Origin of the sequence: Modicisalibacter luteus DSM 23508, assembly GCF_000378505.1 — a bacterium.
Taxonomy (GTDB): Bacteria; Pseudomonadota; Gammaproteobacteria; order Pseudomonadales; family Halomonadaceae; genus Modicisalibacter; species Modicisalibacter luteus.
Genome location: NZ_KB900000.1, coordinates 124,967 through 142,363 on the forward strand (window position 1 = coordinate 124,967; position 17,397 = coordinate 142,363).

The following is a 17,397-nucleotide window of genomic DNA, read 5'->3' on the forward strand; positions in this document are numbered from 1 at the left end:
GGCCGGGCATGCTAGAATGCCCGGCCCCGCTTTTTTAGCACTCTTTTTGGCAACTCCGGCAAGATCAATGATGAGCGATATTCGCGACGACGCGGACACGGCGACCTGCACTGACGTCCAACTATCCGGTGATGGCTTTTCGGGCGACAGCGCCTGGGAGCGTGATCCGGCCACCGGCCGGCCACGTCCGCCACGCAGGCCGTTTAAGGCACGGGGGAGTTTCGTCGAACGTTGCGAAGGTTGCCGTCTACCCGTACTCAACTGTCTATGCCCTTATCGGGTCGCAGCGCAGAGCCAATCCCGCTTCTGGTTGCTGACGCACCCGCTGGAACACAACAAGCCGACCAACACCGGGCGCCTGATCGGCGACATTCTAGAGTCCACTGAGGTATTCACCTGGTACCGGACGGCGCCGGACGCGACCCTGATAGCGCGTCTCGAGGATTCACGTTTCGCGCCTTTCATCATCTTTCCCGACGATCAGCCGGACTATGCCGAGCGAGTCGTGAATATCGACGCGGTAGGCGAGGCAGCCTGCACCGGCCGTATCCCGGTATTCATCATTCTTGACGGAACCTGGCGTCAGGCACGCCGAATGTTTCGCAAGAGTCCCTATCTCGATCACTTGCCGGTACTTCCGCTGCACAGCGACCGGCTGACTCGCTATCACCTGCGCAAGCCGGCTTCGGCGTCGCATCTATGTACTGCCGAGGTGGCCGCCGAGTTGTTGCGCCAGAGTGGCGACACTCACGCCGCAGCCACTCTCGACGACTATTTCGATGCGTTCAACGATAGCTATGCGGCCAGTCGCAAGCACCACCGGCTGGAATCCCCAACCTTGGCAATGTGCCGCCTGCTGGAACAGCGCTCAAAGTAACTGCTCGGCGATACGCAGCCCGGCGATCCAGGTGCCGGCAGCCGAACCAACGGTCGCGAGCAGAAACACCAGCAGCGTTCGCGAGACGCGATTGCGCCACCAGCCTTTGACCGAGGAAACGTCGTGCCGAAGCCGAGAGAAGTCGCGGACTTTTGGACGGCGCAGGCTGAGCTCCACCCCGGCGGCCACGAAGCCGGCCCCGATGGTGGGATTGAGTGAGGTCAGTGGAGCGGCGAAAAAGGTGGCGGCCACTGTCAGTGGGTGAGCCAGGGCAATGGCAGCACCGAGCCCCGACAGCACGCCGTTGATCAGGAACCATTCGCCGACCAGTTGCCAGCCGAGCTGGGTATCGCGAGAAAAGCCAATGGCGAAGCCGGCCAGCACCAGCGCAGTAATCAGCCAGGGCAAGGCCCTCCACCAGCGTGCCCGCGTTGGCGTCTCGTCCAACTGGCGGCGTTCGGCGGCAGGGTCGTCGGGTAGCGGTTGCGCTAAATGCTCGGCCAGCCCCTTGAGGTGCCCTGCGCCGATCACGACCAGTACATTGCGGTAGCGTCCGGGCGGGCTCTCCTCGGCCAGGCGCAGCGCCATGTAACGGTCGCGTTCGGCAATCAACGGGGTATACAGGCTTTCCGATTGTTCGGCGAACTCGCGGAATGTGGATTCCAGCACGTCACCCTGCTTTAGGCGCTCGATCTCCTCGCTGGAGACCTGCTGACGTGACAGCAGACTACCGAACAGGCCGCTGATCAGGCCCGCTCGCTGCCACCAGGGCACGTTGCCGTAGATGCGCTTGAGCGTAATGCCGACATCGCGGTCAACCAGGACCACCGGCAGGGCGGCGCGCTGGCTCTCCTTGATCGCCGCGCGCATCTCCGCGCCGGGCTCGATTCCCGACTGCTCGGCGACACGCTGCTGGAAGGCGCCGAGGGCCAGGCTGGCGGCGACCATGCCGGCCTTACCCTGCCGGAACACGTCGAACAGGTCCTGATTGGCTAGGCTGTCCGGCTCGGTGAGGCTCTTGTAGCGTGACTCGCATAGCTCGATAGCCACGGCATCGTACTCTCCGGAGCGAATCGACTCGCGAACCTCGTCGGCACTGGCACGGGAGACATGGGCGGTGCCCAGCAGGGTGTAGCGGGTATCGCCGCAATCGATCACCCGGCGTGGGCCCTCATGGGTGTCCTCGCGGGAAATGTCCTGGGTTTCGGTCATGGACGCTCGCTTGCAAATGAAATCGAGCATCCGATTATCCACGAAGGGTAGAAATAGACCAAACCCGCTCAGCGACGCCAGAAGGCGGGAGTGAAAAGCACGAGCACGGTGAAGATTTCCAGGCGACCCAGCACCATGGCTACCACCAGAATCCACTTCGCCGCTGCGGGTATATCGCCATAGTGGTTGGCGACCTCGCCGAGGCCGGGGCCGAGGTTATTGAGCGCTGAACCTACTGCCGACCAGGCGGTGACCTGGTCGAGTCCGGTGGCAAGCATGCCGATCAGCATCAGGAAGAACAGCATCACATAGACCGAGAAGAAGCCCCATACCGCTTGCGAGACGCTGTCCGGCACGCTGGTGCGGCCCACCTTGACGGCGATCACGGCGTTGGGGTGGATCAAGCGCAAAACCTCACGCATGCCCTGCTTGATAATCAGCAGGATGCGGATCACTTTCATCCCGCCACCGGCCGATCCCGAGCAGGCGCCGACGAAAGCGGCGACGAACAGCATGAACGGCAGCGCTCCGGGCCAAGCCGAAAAATCGGCCACGCCGAAGCCTGAGGTGGTAGCCACCGACACGGCTTCGAAGATTCCATGACGTACGCCCTTCAGGTCGTTGTAAGTATCGCTGACCAGCAGGATCAGTACACTGACGGCACTGAGCAGTGCCAGGAAAACGATGAAGAAGCGAAACTCGGGATCGCGAGCGTACTGGCCCAGACGCTTCTCGCGCCAGGCGGCAAAGTGCAGGCCGAAACTGATCGATGATAGCACCATGAACACGATGCAGATCGTCTCGATCATGGCACTATCGAAGTAACCGATACTGGCGTCGTAGGTCGAAAAGCCGCCGATGGCCACGGTCGAGAAGCTATGCCCGAGCGCATCGAACCAATTCATGCCGGCGGCCCAGAAGGCGAGGAAGCAGGACAAGGTCAGGGCGGCGTAGATGTACCACAGCGCCTTGGCGGTCTCGGTGATGCGTGGCGTCAGCTTGGAGTCTTTGAGCGGACCGGGAATTTCGGTGCGGTAGAGCTGCATGCCGCCGATGCCCAGGGTCGGCAGGATGGCGACCGCCAATACCACGATCCCCATGCCGCCCAGCCACTGCAATTGCTGCCGGTAATAGCGAATGGAATCGGGCAGCAAGTCGATGCCGGTGATCACCGTGGCGCCGGTGGTGGTAAGCCCCGAGAACGACTCGAAGACGGCATCGGTCCACGACAGTGCCGGATCGCTGGCCAGCATCAGCGGCAGCGACCCAAACAGACCCAGAACGCTCCAGAACAGCACGGTAATCAGGAAACCGTCCCGGGTACGCAGTTCCTTGCGGGCGTGCCGGTTAGGTAGATAGAGCGCCGCCCCGGTGACTGCAGTTATCGCCATGGCAATGGCAAAGGCATCCCATACGCTATCGTCGAGCAGCCAGGAGATCAGAATCGGGGGCAACAGGGTCAGGCTGAATAGCATCAGCAAGAGCCCAAGAATGCGCAGTGTCACGCGTGGGCTCATGGCGTGGTTTTTCCTGCGTTATGCATGTCTATCGTTGTCCTGTCCGGTCTATCAGAAGAAGGTCAGACCTACCTGGAACATACGTTCCACGTCACGAATGCGGCGTTTGTCGACGACGAACAGGATGACGTGATCACCGGATTCGACGACCACATCGTCGTGGGCGATGAGCACTTCCTGGCCGCGCACGATGGCGCCGATGGTCGTCCCTGCCGGCAAGGCGATCTCGTCGATGGTACGGCCGACGACCTTGGACGAGCGCGAATCGCCATGTGCGATGGCCTCGATGGCCTCGGCGGCACCGCGACGCAGCGAGTGTACGTTGACGATATCGCCGCGGCGCACATGGGTCAGCAAACCACCGATGGTGGCCTGCTGCGGCGATATCGCGATGTCGATCTCGCCGCCCTGGACCAGATCGACGTACGCGGCGTTGTTGATCAGGGTCAGCACCTTCTTGGCGCCCAGGCGCTTGGCCAGCATCGACGACATGATGTTGACCTCGTCATCGTTGGTCAGCGCGCAGAATATGTCGCAGTCTTCGATGTTCTCCTCGATCAGCAGGCGCTTACTGGTAGCGCTGCCATGCAGCACCACAGTGCGATCGAGTCGCTCGGAAAGTACCGTGCAGCGATCAAGATCATGTTCGATGATCTTGACCTGGTGACTGTGTTCGAGCTGTTCGGCCAGGCGCTGGCCGATGTTGCCGCCCCCGGCGATGATCACCCGTCGAAAGTCGCGTTCGACCTTGCGAAGCTCACTCATCACTGCGCGGATGTCCTTGCGCGCGGCAATGAAGAAGACTTCGTCGTCGGCCTCGATGACGGTGTCGCCCCGTGGGATGATCGGTCGGTTTCGCCGATAGATGGCGGCGACACGAGTGTCGACATTAGGCATGTGCCTGCGCAAAAACCCTAGTTCCTGTCCCACCAACGGGCCGCCGTAATAAGCCTTGACCGCTACCAACTGAGCCTGGCCACCGGCGAACTCGAGGACCTGCAAGGCGCCCGGATAGACGATCAGACGACGGATATGGTCAGTGACTACCTGCTCAGGACTGATCAGCACATCGATCGGCACTGCCTCGTTGGAGAACAGCCCCTTTCGCGTCAGGTAGGCGGCGGCACGCACCCGAGCGATCTTGGTCGGCGTGCGAAACAAGGTGTGCGCAACCTGACAGGCCACCATATTGACTTCATCGGAATTGGTCACCGCGATCAGCATGTCGGCATCCTCGCCGCCGGCCTGACGCAGCACCATGGGATAGGAGGCCGGACCGGTCACGGTGCGGATATCCAGCCGATTGTGCAGCTCACGCAAGCGTCCCGAGTCGGTATCGACCACGGTGATGTCGTTTTCTTCATGGGCCAAGTGTTCGGCTAGCGTACCGCCGACCTGACCGGCGCCCAGAATGATGATCTTCATCGATGAGGAATCCGCATACGGGGTGGTCCGTTGTGACGCGCTAGCATAAACCAGAGAAGGGCGCCGAGGACAGGGCCCGGCCAATCCGGACCCGAGTCTCTCGTCAGGTGGGCTCAGTTCAGTGTGAAACCGACCTTGACGGTAACCTGCCAGTGCGCGATGCGGCCATGTTCGATGTGGCCACGGGTATCGGTGACCTCGAACCAGCGCATGTCGTGCAGCGTCTCGTTGGCCTTGGCGATAGCTTGCTCGACGGCATCCTCGATACCCTTGGGTGAAGAGCCAGTGATCTCGATATGCTTGTAGACATGATTGGACATGCCAGTCCTCCTAGACCGTAGAACGTATTAGTCGGCACCGCCTGCGCAGTGCCGAATACCTTCGCCAGTATAGGTGCACCCTGCCGCCCGCTGTCTAACCGAGGTTCTTTTCCAGCAGGGCGTAGAAGAAGCCGTCGTGGCCGTCGATGCGGGGCATAAGCTGGCGTCCGGCCCCGGCGGGTCGGCCCCACTCAACGTCCACCGGTGTCAAGCTGCGGGCATCCGGCGTACGGGTCAGGAACGCGTCGACGACGTTGGCATTCTCTTCCGGCATTATCGAGCAAGTTGCATAAAGCAGCTGGCCGCCGGGCGCCAGCGTCTGCCACAGATTATCCAGCAGGCGTGCCTGCAGCGCGGCGAGGTCGCGAATGTCGCTGGGGCGACGCAACTGCTTGATATCCGGGTGGCGCCGAATGACGCCAGTGCCCGAGCAGGGCGCGTCCAGCAGAATCGCCTCAAACGGCTGGCCGTCCCACCAGTCGAGCCCCCCGGCGTCGGCGTGCTTGAGATGGGCCTTCTGCTTGAGACGTGCGAGTGTGCTTTCGACGCGCGCGAGGCGGGCTGCATCGCTGTCGATGGCGGTGAGCTCGATATCGAAGGCCTCGAGCAGATGGGCGGCCTTGCCGCCCGGGGCGCAGCAGGCATCCAGCACGCGCGCCCCGGGACGTTGTTGCAATACTGGCGCCAACAATGGCGCGGCCAATTGTGCAGCTTCATCCTGCACGCTGACCTCACCGCTGGCGAAACCAGGCAGTTCGCCGATATCGCAGGGGCTATCCAGAGTGATGCCATCCTCGGAGTAACGGCAGGGCGTAGCCGACTTGCCAGCCTGTTCGAGTTGCTGCAGGTAGGCGTCGCGCGTGGTCAGGCGCCGGTTGGTACGTAGCGTCATCGGGCCGGGGCGGTTGTTGGCTTCGGCTATGTCCTGCCAGTCATCGGGCCAGGCCTGACGCAGCGAGCGTATCAACCAGACAGGATGCAGAAGTGCTACGTGAGTGTCGCTGTCGACCCGCGCTTGTAATGCCTCGGATTCGCGCTGTAACCGGCGCAGGCAGCCATTGATTACTTTGGTAGCCCACTCCTTGTTGAGCAGGCGCGCGGCACCCGCGGTCTCGCCAACGGCGGCATGCGGCGGTACCCGTAGGTAGAGCAACTGGTGGATGCCCAGCAGCAGCAATGCCTTGACGTCGGCATCTCGTGCCTTGAATGGGCTGCGCAGCAATTCGGAGGCGAGCGCTTCGAGGCGCGGCAAGGTACGACAAACTCCATAGCAGAGTGCGCGCAGAAAGGCACGATCGCGCGCCGGCACTGTGCTGTCGTCGAGCGTGGCCAGCGATCCCTTGCCGGTCAGTACCGGGACCAGCGCGCGTGCTGCGGCAACGCGGACTCCCTGTCCACTGGACATGTCGTTCATGCCGTGTCCTCCTGATGCGAATGGCCTAAGCGAATACCGGGCGAGAAGCGCTCGGCACGTGAATTGAGCAGATCACGTGCCGCCAAGGGCTTGCCCCCGGGTAGCTGTGCCTGAGTTACACGCAATACATCTTGTCCGTCCGAGCCGCAGGCGATGCGTAGTGCATCGCTGGCCGGCTTGAGCAGGGTGCCGGGCAGTTGGGCTAGATCTTCGGTGGCCTCGGCTTCAGGCTCGGCCAGCCAGACACGCAGCGGCTGGCCGTCGAGCAAGGCCCAGGTTACCGGCCATGGGTTAAAGGCGCGGATGCGAGCGGCCAGTTCCTTGGCCGCTCGGGTAAAGTCGAGTTCAGCCTCGGCCTTGGAGAGCTTGCTGGCATAGGTGACGCCATCACTGGGTTGTGGCGTTGCCGTTAACTCGTCGGAGGTCAGGGCGTTTAGGGCCTCGGCAATAGCTTCGCCGCCGAGCTGAGCCAACTGATCATGCAATTCCCCGCCAGTGGTTGTGGCCTCGATGGGAATACGTCGGATCAGCAGCATGTCGCCGGTATCTAGCCCAGCATCCATCTGCATGATGGTGACCCCTGTTTCACTATCGCCAGCCTCGATAGCTCGCTGGATAGGTGCAGCGCCACGCCAGCGTGGTAACAGCGAGGCGTGGATGTTGAGGCAGCCCAGGCGAGGAATATCGAGTACGGCTTGAGGCAACAGCAGTCCGTAGGCGACGACAACCATGATGTCGGCGCCGAGTGCAGCCAGGGTCTGCTGGGCCTGGGCATCCTTGAGCGTCACGGGCTGATGGACATCGATGCCGTGTTCCTGGGCCAGCGCCTTGACCGGGCTAGGCGTCAGCTTGCGGCCGCGCCCGGCGGGACGATCCGGCTGTGTATAGACGGCAATGATGTCGTGATGGCTAGCAAGTAACGCCTTGAGACTTTCAGCGGCAAACGTCGGTGTACCGGCGAATACCACGCGCAAGGGTCGGGTCATGAAGGGCATCCGTGATGGAGAAGCATGAGAGGCATGATAGCGAAGGGGAGCGGAAGTCGAAAACGCTGGTGCCAAAACACCAGGACCGGACATGTGTCCGGTCCTGGTCATGTCAGCCGTTCGGCCGAAGGAGAGCTTACTAGCCCTGCATCTGCTTGTGGCGCTTCTCCATCTTCTTGCGCACACGGTCGCGCTTGAGAGGAGAGAGGTAATCCACGAACAGCACACCCTCGAGGTGGTCGTGCTCATGTTGAATGCAATGGGCGAGCAGGCCGTCGGCTTCCAGTTCGTAGGGCTGGCCGTCACGGTCGAGCGCCTTGAGATGGACACGTAAGGCGCGCGGCACTTCGGCATAATACTCGGGGATAGACAGGCAGCCTTCCTGCATCGGCTCGCGTTCGTCGCCGAGCGGCGTGTACTCCGGGTTGATCAGAACCAGCGGCTGCGATCGATCGTCACTCACGTCCATCACTATGACCCGGCGATGGACATCGACCTGCGTCGCCGCCAGGCCAATCCCGCGGGCGTCGTACATGGTTTCGAACATGTCGTCGACCAGGGTACGTACCTCATCGTCGACGACATCGACCGGCGCTGCCTTGGTGCGCAGGCGTTCGTCGGGAAATTCGAGGATGTCTAGCTTGGCCATGGCGTTTAAATTACCGTTGTGCAAAGTTGCGTGAACATTAGGCATATTGTAGTGCGCGCCGCCGAGTAACGGAACCTTTGGGGCGCCATTGCAGCAGTGGTTGGCTGTCGGTGCGATGGTTGAGCCGCCCCGGCACTATGGGCATGGCAAGCTCTCGTTTAGGGGCTGAAGCATTAACTCAGGAAAAGAAAAAGCCGGTTCTCGAGAAGAGCAGGCGTTCGATAAGGGGCAGGGGATGAGAAAGAGGTTGGACGGTGAAGTGCGCCGCCCGCATCTGATCGGCTGGTTGGGTGGAATGCTAGCTGGCGCTCTGTTAATGATGCCCGCTGCGGCGCTCGCCACCGAGCTACGCCAGGATGCGCCTGCGCGCTATACGGTGGTCAAGGGCGACACGCTATGGGATATCTCAGGTCGTTTCCTGCAATCTCCCTGGCAGTGGCCCGAGGTCTGGGACGTCAACCCCCAGATTCGTAATCCCCATCTTATTTACCCAGGCGACAGCATCTATCTGCATTACGAAAACGGTCAGCCACGGCTGGGGCTCGAGCGTGGCCAAGGCGGTGTCGTGCGGCTATCGCCCGAGGTGCGACGGATACCGCACCGTGAGGCTATACCGCCACTACCACTTAACACGGTGGAAAATTTCCTCGAGGGCAACCGCATCGTCGATCCGAGCATTATCGAGGGGGTGCCCTATGTGGTGGCCGGCGATGATCGGCGAATCATCAGCGGCGCCGGTGACCGGCTCTATGTCCGCGGAGACTTGCCTTCAATGCAGCGCTTCGGTCTCTATCGGCCGGGGCAACGCTATCAAGACCCCGACACCGGTGAGTTCCTTGGCTTGGAACTCCAGACTCTGGGAGAAGCACGTTTCGTACGCCAGCAGGGCGACATCGCCATGCTGGAAGTGGTGTCCTCGCGGCAGGAAATCCGTGATGCCGATCTAGTGCTCCCTCTCGAGTCGCTTTCGGTGACGCCTGAATTCCAGCCGCGTGCACCGGTTCGGCCGAGCGAAGGGCAGATCCTGTCGGTTCCCGGCGGAGTTCAGTTCATCGGCAGGCTGGACGTAGTGGCTCTCGATCTCGGCGAGCGTGATGGCCTCGAGCCCGGCCACGTACTTGCCGTGGAGCAGCAGGGTGAGTTGGTCACCGATCCCGTTACCCAGGAGCAGATTCGCTTGCCTGGCGAGGATGCCGGCTGGCTGATGGTGTTTCGCGTCTACGACCGGGTCAGCTACGCGTTGGTCATGCATGCCTCGCGAAGTCTAGCAGTCGGCGATCGCGTTCATTCCCCGCGGGCCGAAGAGCTGCTGACCGATGTTGGGGGTGCGTGACACATGGCCATGACTGCCAGGGAGTGGCTTGTATTGTCGCGATTACCGGGGCTCGGCGCGCGACGACTTGCCTCCTTCAGGGCTCGCCAGCCCGAGTGGCCTCACGGCTGGCTGGCGTTACTGCCAGGTCCCGCTCGTGACGCCCTGCGCTTATGGCTGGAGCATCCATCGCGCAGCCCGCTCCAGGCAGAAGTCGAGCGCGCCCTGGAATGGGAGGCCCGCGAGGCCTCTCATTGTCTGCTGACCCCGGCGCATGCCGCCTGGCCGGCCCTGCTCGACGAATTGCCGGATCCACCACCGCTGCTCTGGGCGCGAGGCAGCCTGGATGTGTTGAGCATGCCGGGGCTGGCCATTGTCGGCACACGTCGGCCAACACGTGAGGGGCTTGGCAATGCCGGCCGCTTTGCTGGTGAGCTCGCCAGGGCGGGCATGGCTGTAGTCAGTGGCATGGCCTTGGGAGTCGATGGCCAGGCCCACCATGCGGCGCTGGCCGCTGGCGGTGCCAGTATCGGGGTGCTGGGATGCGGCATCGACGTAATCTATCCCTCACGGCACTCAGGGCTTTACCGGCAGATGCTGGAGCATGGCGGACTGTTGCTTAGCGAACATGCACCAGGTACGCGTGCCAACCCGGCCTTCTTTCCGCGCCGCAATCGCATCATTACGGGTCTGTCACTGGGCGTACTAGTCGTCGAGGCGGCCGAAAAAAGCGGCTCTCTGATCAGTGCGCGACTGGCCATGGAGCAGAACCGGGACGTCTTTACCTTGCCGGGATCCATCAATAACCCTCAGGCGAAAGGCTGTCTTGCGCTGTTGCGCCAGGGCGCAGCACTGGTTACGTGCGTCGAGGATATCCTCACCGAGCTGACGCACTGGTCGCTGCCTGCGGCCACGCTACCCGCCCTGTCAGAGGGCGTGGGCAAGCCAGCTGAACCGACCCCCGAAGACCCGTTGCTGGCCCTGCTCAGCGATACGCCGACACCACTCGATCTGTTGATCGATCTATCCGGCCAGGGTTTTGGCCACTGCCAGCAGCGGCTGCTCGAGCTCGAACTCGAAGGCCGTGTGATTCAGGCGCCGGGCGGCTGGGTCCGGCTGCCCGCATAGCTGTTGACCGGTGGCGGGCATGCTAGAATCCCGCCCCAGTCTCTCAATCGAGCTGCAAATGATGACCGATTGCCACGCCCTAGATGATGCTGTCGCCGCCCTGCGCCAGGGCGGCATTCTCGCCTATCCGACCGAGGCCGTATGGGGGTTGGGTTGCGATCCCGATAACGCTGAGGCCTTGGCGGCCCTGATTCGACTCAAACAGCGTGATCCGGCCAAGGGATTGATCCTGATTGCCGGGCATATCGCGCAGTTGGAGCCTTGGCTGGCCGGGTTGCAGGCACAAGACCGGCAGCGCCTTGCCGCGAGCTGGCCAGGGCCGAATACTTGGCTGGTGCCGGATAACGGGCGTTCGCACCCCTTGCTGAGGGGGGAGCATTCCAGTGTGGCTCTGCGAGTCAGTGATCATCCACTGGTTGGTGAATTATGTGCCGCCTTCGGTGGGCCTGTCGTATCGACTTCAGCCAACAGCGCCGGTGAGTCGCCAGCACGGGATGCAGTCACCGTGCGCCGCCAATTCGGCGAGGCGGTCCATGTCCTGGATGGATCGCTCGGCGGCTACTCGCGTCCCAGCACCATCCGCGACCTGCGCAGCGGCTTAGTGCTGCGCGACTGAGCAAATGCTGCCTGCAGCCATACGCCGATATGGGTATGGCGCCACGAAAGCAATTCAAGGAGTAACGTGTGGCACACTCCCATCTCGATGACGTCAGACACTATCTTCTCGATCTGCAGGATCGCCTTTGCCAGGCACTTGCCGACGAAGACGGCGAGGCCAGTTTTCGGGAAGATGCCTGGGATCGTCCCGAGGGCGGTGGCGGCCGTTCACGGGTTATAGAAAACGGCGCCGTCTTCGAAAAGGGTGGCGTCAACTTCTCCCATGTTCATGGCGAGACTCTCCCGCCTTCCGCCACCGCTGCGCGTCCTGAGCTGGCGGGCCGCAGCTTTCATGCTGTAGGGGTTTCCTGGGTCATGCATCCTCATAACCCCCACGTGCCGACCAGCCACGGCAACGTGCGCTTCTTCATAGCCGAGAAGGCCGAAGAGGCCCCGGTATGGTGGTTTGGGGGCGGCTACGACCTGACGCCGTTCTATCCGGTCGAGGAGGACGTGATCCACTGGCATCGGGTGGCTCGTGATGCCTGCCAGCCGTTCGGTGAAGACATCTATGCCCGTTACAAGGCATGGTGCGACGAGTATTTCTACCTCAAGCATCGCAACGAGACCCGAGGGGTTGGGGGCTTGTTCTTCGACGACCTGAACGAGTGGGATTTCTCCCGCTGCTTTGCGTTCCAGCGCGCCGTGGGTGATAGCTATCTGGACGCCTACCTGCCCATCGTTCAGCGCCGTCGGCACGATACCTATGGCGAGCGTGAGCGTGCGTTCCAGTCATACCGTCGTGGACGTTACGTCGAGTTCAACCTGGTATGGGATCGCGGTACGCTATTCGGCCTGCAGAGCGGCGGTCGCACCGAGTCGATCCTGATGTCGATGCCGCCGGTCGCCGAATGGCACTACGGCTGGGCTCCGGAGCCGGGCAGTCGCGAGGAGGTTTTATATCGCGATTATCTGCATCCGCGTGACTGGCTGAACGATGCCGACTGCACCGCACCGCGAGCCTAGGAGTCGAGAGATGACAGATCGCTATTGCGTGTTCGGCCATCCGGTCGGCCACTCCAAGTCGCCCCGTATCCATACAGCCTTTGCCGAGCAGTTCGGTGACGATATCGCCTATGAGGCCATCGAAGCACCTCTGGATGGATTTGTGGATGCTTGGCGCGACTTCATCGCTCATGGCGGCAAGGGGGCTAACGTCACTGTGCCTTTCAAGGAAGATGCCTTTCGCCTGGCAGACGTGTTGAGTTCACGCGCGCAGCGTGCCGGTGCCGTGAATACGCTGGTGCTCGGCAAGCAAGGCGACATCTATGGCGACACCACGGACGGCGTTGGCTTGGTGCGTGACCTGCAGGCGCATGCCGCTCCCCTGGAAGGGGCGCGCATCCTGATTTTGGGCGCAGGAGGGGCCGTGCGCGGCGTTATTGAGCCTCTTTTGGCTGCGCAGCCGGCAGCACTCATGATTGCCAACCGCACCCCGGGCAAGGCACGCCAATTGGCCGAGGACTTCGCTGACCTGGGTGAAACCACCGGCGGTGGCTTCGACGAGATCGTGGGAGCGTTCGATCTGGTCATCAACGGCACCAGTGCCAGTCTAGGCGGAGATCTGCCGCCCCTTCCCGACGATCTATTCGCGGATGCTGCGTTGGCCTACGACATGATGTACGGCAACGAGCCGACCGTCTTCCTACGCTGGGCCGCCGAGCGTGGGGCACGTACCGTGGATGGTCTCGGTATGCTGATTGAACAGGCAGCGGAGTCCTACTTTTTGTGGCGAAATCATCGTCCCGAAACGGCACCTATCAGGGAGCTGCTGCGCGGCGAGATGTGACCCGTCACCCGGCCTCGGCCGGGTGACGCTTTTCTGGCGGCGACGAACGTACCAGCCCTAGCTACCCGTATCAGGCCGATCCGTTAGCAAAATGCTGTCCAACGTCGCACTAGTTCGGCCTCTGGCAGTTGGGTGTCTGGCCTGACGCCTTCGCCTGTTGATAAAGCGCGAGTGCTTCATCCATTTGTTCCTGCAGGCCTCCGATACGCTGGCCATGGCTGGGGTGGGTTGACATCCACACGGGCGGCTGTCCCTGGCTGTTGGCTGACATGTTCTGCCACAGGTCAATGCTTTCGCGTGGGTCGAAGCCGGCCCGGGCCATCAGGTTGAGGCCTACTACGTCAGCCTCGCCTTCCTGTTTGCGCGAAAAGGGCATGAGGATGCCGTACTGGGCGCCGGCACCGAGCAGGCCCATTAGCTGCTGCCCGCCAGCCCCTTCGAGGCCGGCCGCAGACTGCAACACCGACAGGCCGGTCTGGGTAGCGGCCTGCTGGGATACGCGCTCGTTGGCATGGTCGGCCATGACGTGGGCGATCTCGTGGCCGATGACCGCTGCCAACTGGTCCTGATTCTTGGCTACATTGAGCAGGCCGGTATTGACGCCGATGTAACCACCGGGCAGAGCGAAGGCGTTGGCCGACTCGTCCTGGAAGACCCTGACCTCCCAGGCTCCACCCGAGTTCAACTGGCTGGTGATGGCGGTCGCCACGCACTGCACGTATTTGCCGGCTTGTCCGCCGACAACCGGCAATTGCTGTTCGTACTGGGCGAAGCTCTGCGCCCCCATCTGGTTGAGTTGTTCTTCGGAAAACAGGGTCAGTTGCGAGCGGCCGGTCGGCGACTGACTGCAGGCGGCAAGGGTGACTATCAAGGCGCCGATGGCGCTACGCTTCATCCATTTCATGGGTTTCGTCTCCTGGCGTCCTATCCATCTGGACCGTGGTCGTGTTGGGCTTCAAGATACCCGGATGCCCTGCGGGGTCAACCACTGCTGACTTAGGAGCGTAGAAACGATGGATGCCGAGCTGTCCCAGCGTCTTTCTCGTCTGCTTGATCGCGTCGAGGCCTGGTTACCCGAAGAGCCACCCCAACTGGACTGGTCCCGGGATGTCGCTGCCCTGTGGCAGCGTCATGCGCTGGGCGGCCAGCTGTTGCCGGTGACCGTACGCGATGCCGTGACGCTGGATGACCTGCTCGGCGTAGAGCGCCAGAAACGCGCCCTGCTCGACAATACGCGCGCATTCCTGCGTGGTCTACCTGCCAACCACGCATTGCTATGGGGTGCGCGTGGCAGTGGCAAGTCCTCGTTGGTACGGGCATTGCTGAACACCCTATCCATTGAAGGGCTGCGTCTGATTCAGGTGGACCGCCATGACCTCGTCGGCCTGCCCATGCTGGTCCAACAGTTACGGGATCAGCCGCATCGTTTCGTGGTGTATTGCGACGATCTCTCCTTTGAAGGCAATGACGACGCGTACAAGGCGCTAAAGAGCGTCCTCGACGGTACCCTGACCGGCCCCCCCGAAAATGTGCTGCTCTATGCCACCTCAAATCGGCGTCACCTACTCCCAGAGTCGCTCAGCGACAATGCCGAGACCCGGCTGGTCGGTGACGAACTGCATCATGGCGATGCCGTGGAAGAAAAGATATCGCTGTCGGATCGCTTTGGGCTGTGGCTGGCCTTTCACCCCTTCAATCAAGGCACCTATCTCGAAACGTGCCGCCATTGGGTTCACCAACTCGGCGACATGCGGGGCTGGAACGACGAAGCCCGTGAGGAGGCCATCCGGTTCGCCACGCTGCGCGGTGGGCGCAGCGGGCGAGCCGCTTGGCAGTTTGCCTGCCACTGGGTCGGAAGCCAGGCCTTGAGCGTTGAGCTGATTACTGCTGAGGCTGCAGGTTGCCCTGGGGGCCGACAGTGAAACGCAGGGTTGGCATCCACAGGCCGGCCGGAAGCTTGACGCCCAATCCACTGACGTCGCCTGGATCGATACTCAGCTCGCTGCCTTCCGGTAATTCGCCTTGGTTAGCCAGTTGTTTGGCCAGCTGCACCATAGGCATCAGTTTCTGGCTATCGCCGAGCAGGTCGAAGCTTACCGGGAGACGCACATCGGCATCGTTGCCAGGCGTAAGAGCTACATTTTCGTCATAGTGACCGCTGACCGGTTCGGCACCGGGTACATCGAGGGTCCAGCCAAAGCCGTCAAGTTGCACTGGCGGCAGGCCGCTGGGCAAACCCAGACCCAGGGCCAGTGTCGCCTGAATCGGCAGGCTGCCGGTGCCCAAGGTCGAGGCGAGCAGAGAGGTAAGGTCGCTGGTGTTCAGGCCAGCTTGAATGTCATACGAGCCGACGCGAACGTTTTCGACCCCCAGCGAGGTGAGCGTCAGCCGCATGGCGAACAGGCCCGTTTGCGGCAGGGCCAAACAGCCGCCGAGCCACAGCGCCAGGCAGAAGGGAAGAACACGCAATCCACGCCAGGCGTGGCGGTAGTCGGAACGGAAAGAGGGCATGCAGCGCTCCCAAACGACAAGAAAGGTGGGGCGCCTGGCCGTATGAGGCCAGTACGCGCGCGCATTCTAGGGTCGCCCACCAGAGGGCGACAAGTAAATTAGAGAGACGCCAGTCGTCACGCTTCAGCGACGCTTGCGGCGTGCCTCTTTGGTACGGGCCAGTTGTCGGGCGCGAGCTTTCTCGCGATCGGTGGCGTCGGCGTTGCTGTCGTAGGGATTCTTGCCCGATCGGAACTCGAAGCGCATTGGTGTGCCCCGCACCTTGAGTACCTTGCGAAAGGTATTGGTCAGGTAACGCTTGTAGGCTTCCGGCAGCGCCTCGGTCTGGTTGCCGTGGACCACGATGATTGGCGGATTGCTACCACCCTGGTGGGCCATGCGCAGCTTGATGCGGCGGCCGTGCACCAAAGGCGGCTGATGCTCGCTAACTGCATCCTGCAAGATATTGGTGAGGCGGTTAGTGGACCAATGCGCGGTTGCTGCCTTGAAAGCACGCTCGATGGATGGGTATAGGTCGCCCACTGCGGTGCCGTGCAACGCCGAGATGAAGTGCAGGTCGGCGTAATCGGCGAAGCCCAGCCGGCGTTTGATGTCGGCGCGCATCTTCTCGCGCTGCTCGCTTTCCAGGCCATCCCATTTATTTACCGCCAGCACCAGGGCGCGCCCGGTACTGAGTACGTAATCAAGCAGATGCAGATCCTGCTCCACCAGGCCGCTGCGCGCATCCAGCACCATGACAGCGACATGGCATTCCTTGATCGCTTCCAGCGTCTTGATGATCGAGAATTTCTCGGCGGTCAAGCTGATATTCTTGCGGCGACGAACCCCGGCGGTATCAACCAGTACGTAGGGACGGCCGCGGCGTTCAAAGGGAATCTCTATGGCGTCGCGCGTGGTGCCGGCCTCGTCGAAGACCACCACGCGCTCTTCGCCAAGCAACCGGTTGACTAGCGTCGACTTGCCGACATTGGGCCGCCCGATCACGCCGATGCGAATGCCTTGATCAGTGGCCGGGGGTGGGGCGTGCTCCTCACGCTCGGGAAAAGGCGCCAGCACCTCATCGATCAGCGTAGTGACGTTACGTCCGTGAGCGGCAGCAATGGGGCGAGGGTCGCCCAGGCCGAGGGTCCAGAAGTCGGCCATGGCCGAATGCTCTTCCAGTCCGTCGGTCTTGTTGACGACCAGCCACGTTTTCTTCTGGTTGACACGCAGGTGGTTGGCAATGGCCTCGTCGGCGACATGCAGGCCGGCGCGGGCATCGACCAGGAATAGCACAATATCGGCCTCATCAATGGCCAGCAGGGATTGCTCGGCCATGGCGGCATCGATGCCTTCCTCGTCACCGCTGATACCGCCGGTATCGATGACGGTATAGGTCTTGTCGCCAAGCTGGCCATTGCCGTACTTGCGATCCCGGGTCAGACCGGGAAAGTCGGCGACCAGGGCATCACGCGAACGGGTGAGGCGATTGAAAAGGGTCGACTTGCCGACGTTGGGTCGGCCGACCAGGGCGATCACGGGATTCATGGTATTAGCGAGTCGAGTCAGGAGTCGGCAGAAACCGGCACGGTTTCTGTTGGATTGGGCGCGATTCTAGCAT

Annotated in this window: 17 protein-coding genes; 7 read left to right on the plus strand and 10 right to left on the minus strand. The window is 62.1% G+C overall.

The window, feature by feature from the left end:
- Nucleotides 1–70: 70 nt before the first annotated feature.
- Nucleotides 71–877 (plus strand): tRNA-uridine aminocarboxypropyltransferase, encoded by an 807-nt coding sequence (locus F568_RS0117205; protein ID WP_019020006.1) that lies wholly within the window; start codon nucleotides 71–73, stop codon nucleotides 875–877.
- Here F568_RS0117205 and F568_RS0117210 read toward each other — a convergent pair.
- The 7 genes from F568_RS0117210 to def form a co-directional block, all read right to left on the minus strand.
- Nucleotides 869–2,089: a TraB/GumN family protein gene (locus F568_RS0117210; RefSeq protein WP_040476549.1), complete on the minus strand. Its 1,221-nt coding sequence runs from the start codon at nucleotides 2,087–2,089 to the stop codon at nucleotides 869–871. The two genes, F568_RS0117205 and F568_RS0117210, sit on opposite strands and share 9 nt — an antisense overlap.
- A gap of 68 nt (nucleotides 2,090–2,157) precedes the next feature.
- Nucleotides 2,158–3,606 (minus strand): TrkH family potassium uptake protein, encoded by a 1,449-nt coding sequence (locus F568_RS0117215; RefSeq protein ID WP_019020008.1) that lies wholly within the window; start codon nucleotides 3,604–3,606, stop codon nucleotides 2,158–2,160.
- A 51-nt stretch (nucleotides 3,607–3,657) separates the two neighbouring features.
- Nucleotides 3,658–5,031, minus strand: a complete 1,374-nt coding sequence (gene trkA, locus F568_RS0117220; RefSeq protein ID WP_019020009.1) for a Trk system potassium transporter TrkA — start codon at nucleotides 5,029–5,031, stop codon at nucleotides 3,658–3,660.
- Nucleotides 5,032–5,144: 113 nt separating this feature from the next.
- On the minus strand, nucleotides 5,145–5,351 hold the full coding sequence (locus F568_RS0117225) for a dodecin (protein ID WP_019020010.1): 207 nt from the start codon (nucleotides 5,349–5,351) through the stop codon (nucleotides 5,145–5,147).
- Nucleotides 5,352–5,445: 94 nt separating this feature from the next.
- Nucleotides 5,446–6,765: a 16S rRNA (cytosine(967)-C(5))-methyltransferase RsmB gene (gene rsmB, locus F568_RS0117230; protein ID WP_019020011.1), complete on the minus strand. Its 1,320-nt coding sequence runs from the start codon at nucleotides 6,763–6,765 to the stop codon at nucleotides 5,446–5,448.
- A complete protein-coding gene (gene fmt / locus F568_RS0117235) occupies nucleotides 6,762–7,751 on the minus strand; it encodes a methionyl-tRNA formyltransferase (RefSeq protein WP_019020012.1) in 990 nt (329 codons plus the stop codon). The genes rsmB and fmt overlap by 4 nt, the downstream gene beginning before the upstream one ends.
- Nucleotides 7,752–7,890: 139 nt before the next feature.
- Nucleotides 7,891–8,400 carry a peptide deformylase gene (gene def / locus F568_RS0117240; protein WP_019020013.1) on the minus strand — a complete coding sequence of 170 codons (510 nt, stop codon included), beginning with the start codon at nucleotides 8,398–8,400 and terminating at the stop codon, nucleotides 7,891–7,893.
- 235 nt (nucleotides 8,401–8,635) lie between these two features.
- Here def and F568_RS23125 point away from each other — a divergent pair, with 235 nt between their 5' ends.
- From F568_RS23125 to aroE, 5 genes are all read left to right on the plus strand, one after another.
- Nucleotides 8,636–9,733, plus strand: a complete 1,098-nt coding sequence (locus F568_RS23125) for a LysM peptidoglycan-binding domain-containing protein (protein ID WP_189459656.1) — start codon at nucleotides 8,636–8,638, stop codon at nucleotides 9,731–9,733.
- A gap of 3 nt (nucleotides 9,734–9,736) precedes the next feature.
- The gene (gene dprA, locus F568_RS0117250; protein ID WP_019020015.1) at nucleotides 9,737–10,840 is read left to right on the plus strand and encodes a DNA-processing protein DprA; all 1,104 of its coding nucleotides are present in this window, start codon (nucleotides 9,737–9,739) and stop codon (nucleotides 10,838–10,840) included.
- A gap of 58 nt (nucleotides 10,841–10,898) precedes the next feature.
- Nucleotides 10,899–11,456 (plus strand): L-threonylcarbamoyladenylate synthase type 1 TsaC, encoded by a 558-nt coding sequence (gene tsaC / locus F568_RS0117255; RefSeq protein ID WP_019020016.1) that lies wholly within the window; start codon nucleotides 10,899–10,901, stop codon nucleotides 11,454–11,456.
- A gap of 68 nt (nucleotides 11,457–11,524) precedes the next feature.
- Nucleotides 11,525–12,463, plus strand: coding sequence for an oxygen-dependent coproporphyrinogen oxidase (hemF, locus tag F568_RS0117260; protein WP_019020017.1), 939 nt, complete (start codon nucleotides 11,525–11,527; stop codon nucleotides 12,461–12,463).
- Between the two features lie 10 nt (nucleotides 12,464–12,473).
- The gene (gene aroE / locus F568_RS0117265; protein WP_019020018.1) at nucleotides 12,474–13,286 is read left to right on the plus strand and encodes a shikimate dehydrogenase; all 813 of its coding nucleotides are present in this window, start codon (nucleotides 12,474–12,476) and stop codon (nucleotides 13,284–13,286) included.
- 109 nt (nucleotides 13,287–13,395) lie between these two features.
- Here the strand turns inward: aroE and F568_RS0117270 are convergent, their stop codons facing one another.
- A complete protein-coding gene (locus tag F568_RS0117270; RefSeq protein WP_019020019.1) occupies nucleotides 13,396–14,190 on the minus strand; it encodes a M48 family metallopeptidase in 795 nt (264 codons plus the stop codon).
- Between the two features lie 109 nt (nucleotides 14,191–14,299).
- Here F568_RS0117270 and F568_RS0117275 point away from each other — a divergent pair, with 109 nt between their 5' ends.
- Nucleotides 14,300–15,208: an ATP-binding protein gene (locus tag F568_RS0117275; protein WP_019020020.1), complete on the plus strand. Its 909-nt coding sequence runs from the start codon at nucleotides 14,300–14,302 to the stop codon at nucleotides 15,206–15,208.
- Here the strand turns inward: F568_RS0117275 and F568_RS0117280 are convergent.
- Together F568_RS0117280 and der are read right to left on the minus strand one after the other, a co-directional pair.
- Complete coding sequence (locus tag F568_RS0117280; protein ID WP_019020021.1) at nucleotides 15,168–15,797, minus strand: hypothetical protein; 630 nt, start codon at nucleotides 15,795–15,797, stop codon at nucleotides 15,168–15,170. The two genes, F568_RS0117275 and F568_RS0117280, sit on opposite strands and share 41 nt — an antisense overlap.
- A 123-nt stretch (nucleotides 15,798–15,920) precedes the next feature.
- A complete protein-coding gene (der, locus tag F568_RS0117285; RefSeq protein WP_019020022.1) occupies nucleotides 15,921–17,324 on the minus strand; it encodes a ribosome biogenesis GTPase Der in 1,404 nt (467 codons plus the stop codon).
- Nucleotides 17,325–17,397: the final 73 nt, after the last annotated feature.

What these genes read in the sequence shown, in the direction of transcription:
- dprA (WP_019020015.1), top strand. Translation starts at nt 9,737, where the DNA reads ATGGCCATGACTGCCAGGGAGTGGCTTGTATTGTCGCGATTACCGGGG.
- fmt (WP_019020012.1), bottom strand. Translation starts at nt 7,751, where the DNA reads ATGACCCGACCCTTGCGCGTGGTATTCGCCGGTACACCGACGTTTGCC.
- F568_RS23125 (WP_189459656.1), top strand. Translation starts at nt 8,636, where the DNA reads ATGAGAAAGAGGTTGGACGGTGAAGTGCGCCGCCCGCATCTGATCGGC.
- F568_RS0117205 (WP_019020006.1), top strand. Translation starts at nt 71, where the DNA reads ATGAGCGATATTCGCGACGACGCGGACACGGCGACCTGCACTGACGTC.
- F568_RS0117215 (WP_019020008.1), bottom strand. Translation starts at nt 3,606, where the DNA reads ATGAGCCCACGCGTGACACTGCGCATTCTTGGGCTCTTGCTGATGCTA.
- aroE (WP_019020018.1), top strand. Translation starts at nt 12,474, where the DNA reads ATGACAGATCGCTATTGCGTGTTCGGCCATCCGGTCGGCCACTCCAAG.
- F568_RS0117270 (WP_019020019.1), bottom strand. Translation starts at nt 14,190, where the DNA reads ATGAAATGGATGAAGCGTAGCGCCATCGGCGCCTTGATAGTCACCCTT.
- tsaC (WP_019020016.1), top strand. Translation starts at nt 10,899, where the DNA reads ATGATGACCGATTGCCACGCCCTAGATGATGCTGTCGCCGCCCTGCGC.
- def (WP_019020013.1), bottom strand. Translation starts at nt 8,400, where the DNA reads ATGGCCAAGCTAGACATCCTCGAATTTCCCGACGAACGCCTGCGCACC.
- F568_RS0117280 (WP_019020021.1), bottom strand. Translation starts at nt 15,797, where the DNA reads ATGCCCTCTTTCCGTTCCGACTACCGCCACGCCTGGCGTGGATTGCGT.
- F568_RS0117210 (WP_040476549.1), bottom strand. Translation starts at nt 2,089, where the DNA reads ATGACCGAAACCCAGGACATTTCCCGCGAGGACACCCATGAGGGCCCA.
- F568_RS0117225 (WP_019020010.1), bottom strand. Translation starts at nt 5,351, where the DNA reads ATGTCCAATCATGTCTACAAGCATATCGAGATCACTGGCTCTTCACCC.
- der (WP_019020022.1), bottom strand. Translation starts at nt 17,324, where the DNA reads ATGAATCCCGTGATCGCCCTGGTCGGCCGACCCAACGTCGGCAAGTCG.
- F568_RS0117275 (WP_019020020.1), top strand. Translation starts at nt 14,300, where the DNA reads ATGGATGCCGAGCTGTCCCAGCGTCTTTCTCGTCTGCTTGATCGCGTC.
- rsmB (WP_019020011.1), bottom strand. Translation starts at nt 6,765, where the DNA reads ATGAACGACATGTCCAGTGGACAGGGAGTCCGCGTTGCCGCAGCACGC.
- trkA (WP_019020009.1), bottom strand. Translation starts at nt 5,031, where the DNA reads ATGAAGATCATCATTCTGGGCGCCGGTCAGGTCGGCGGTACGCTAGCC.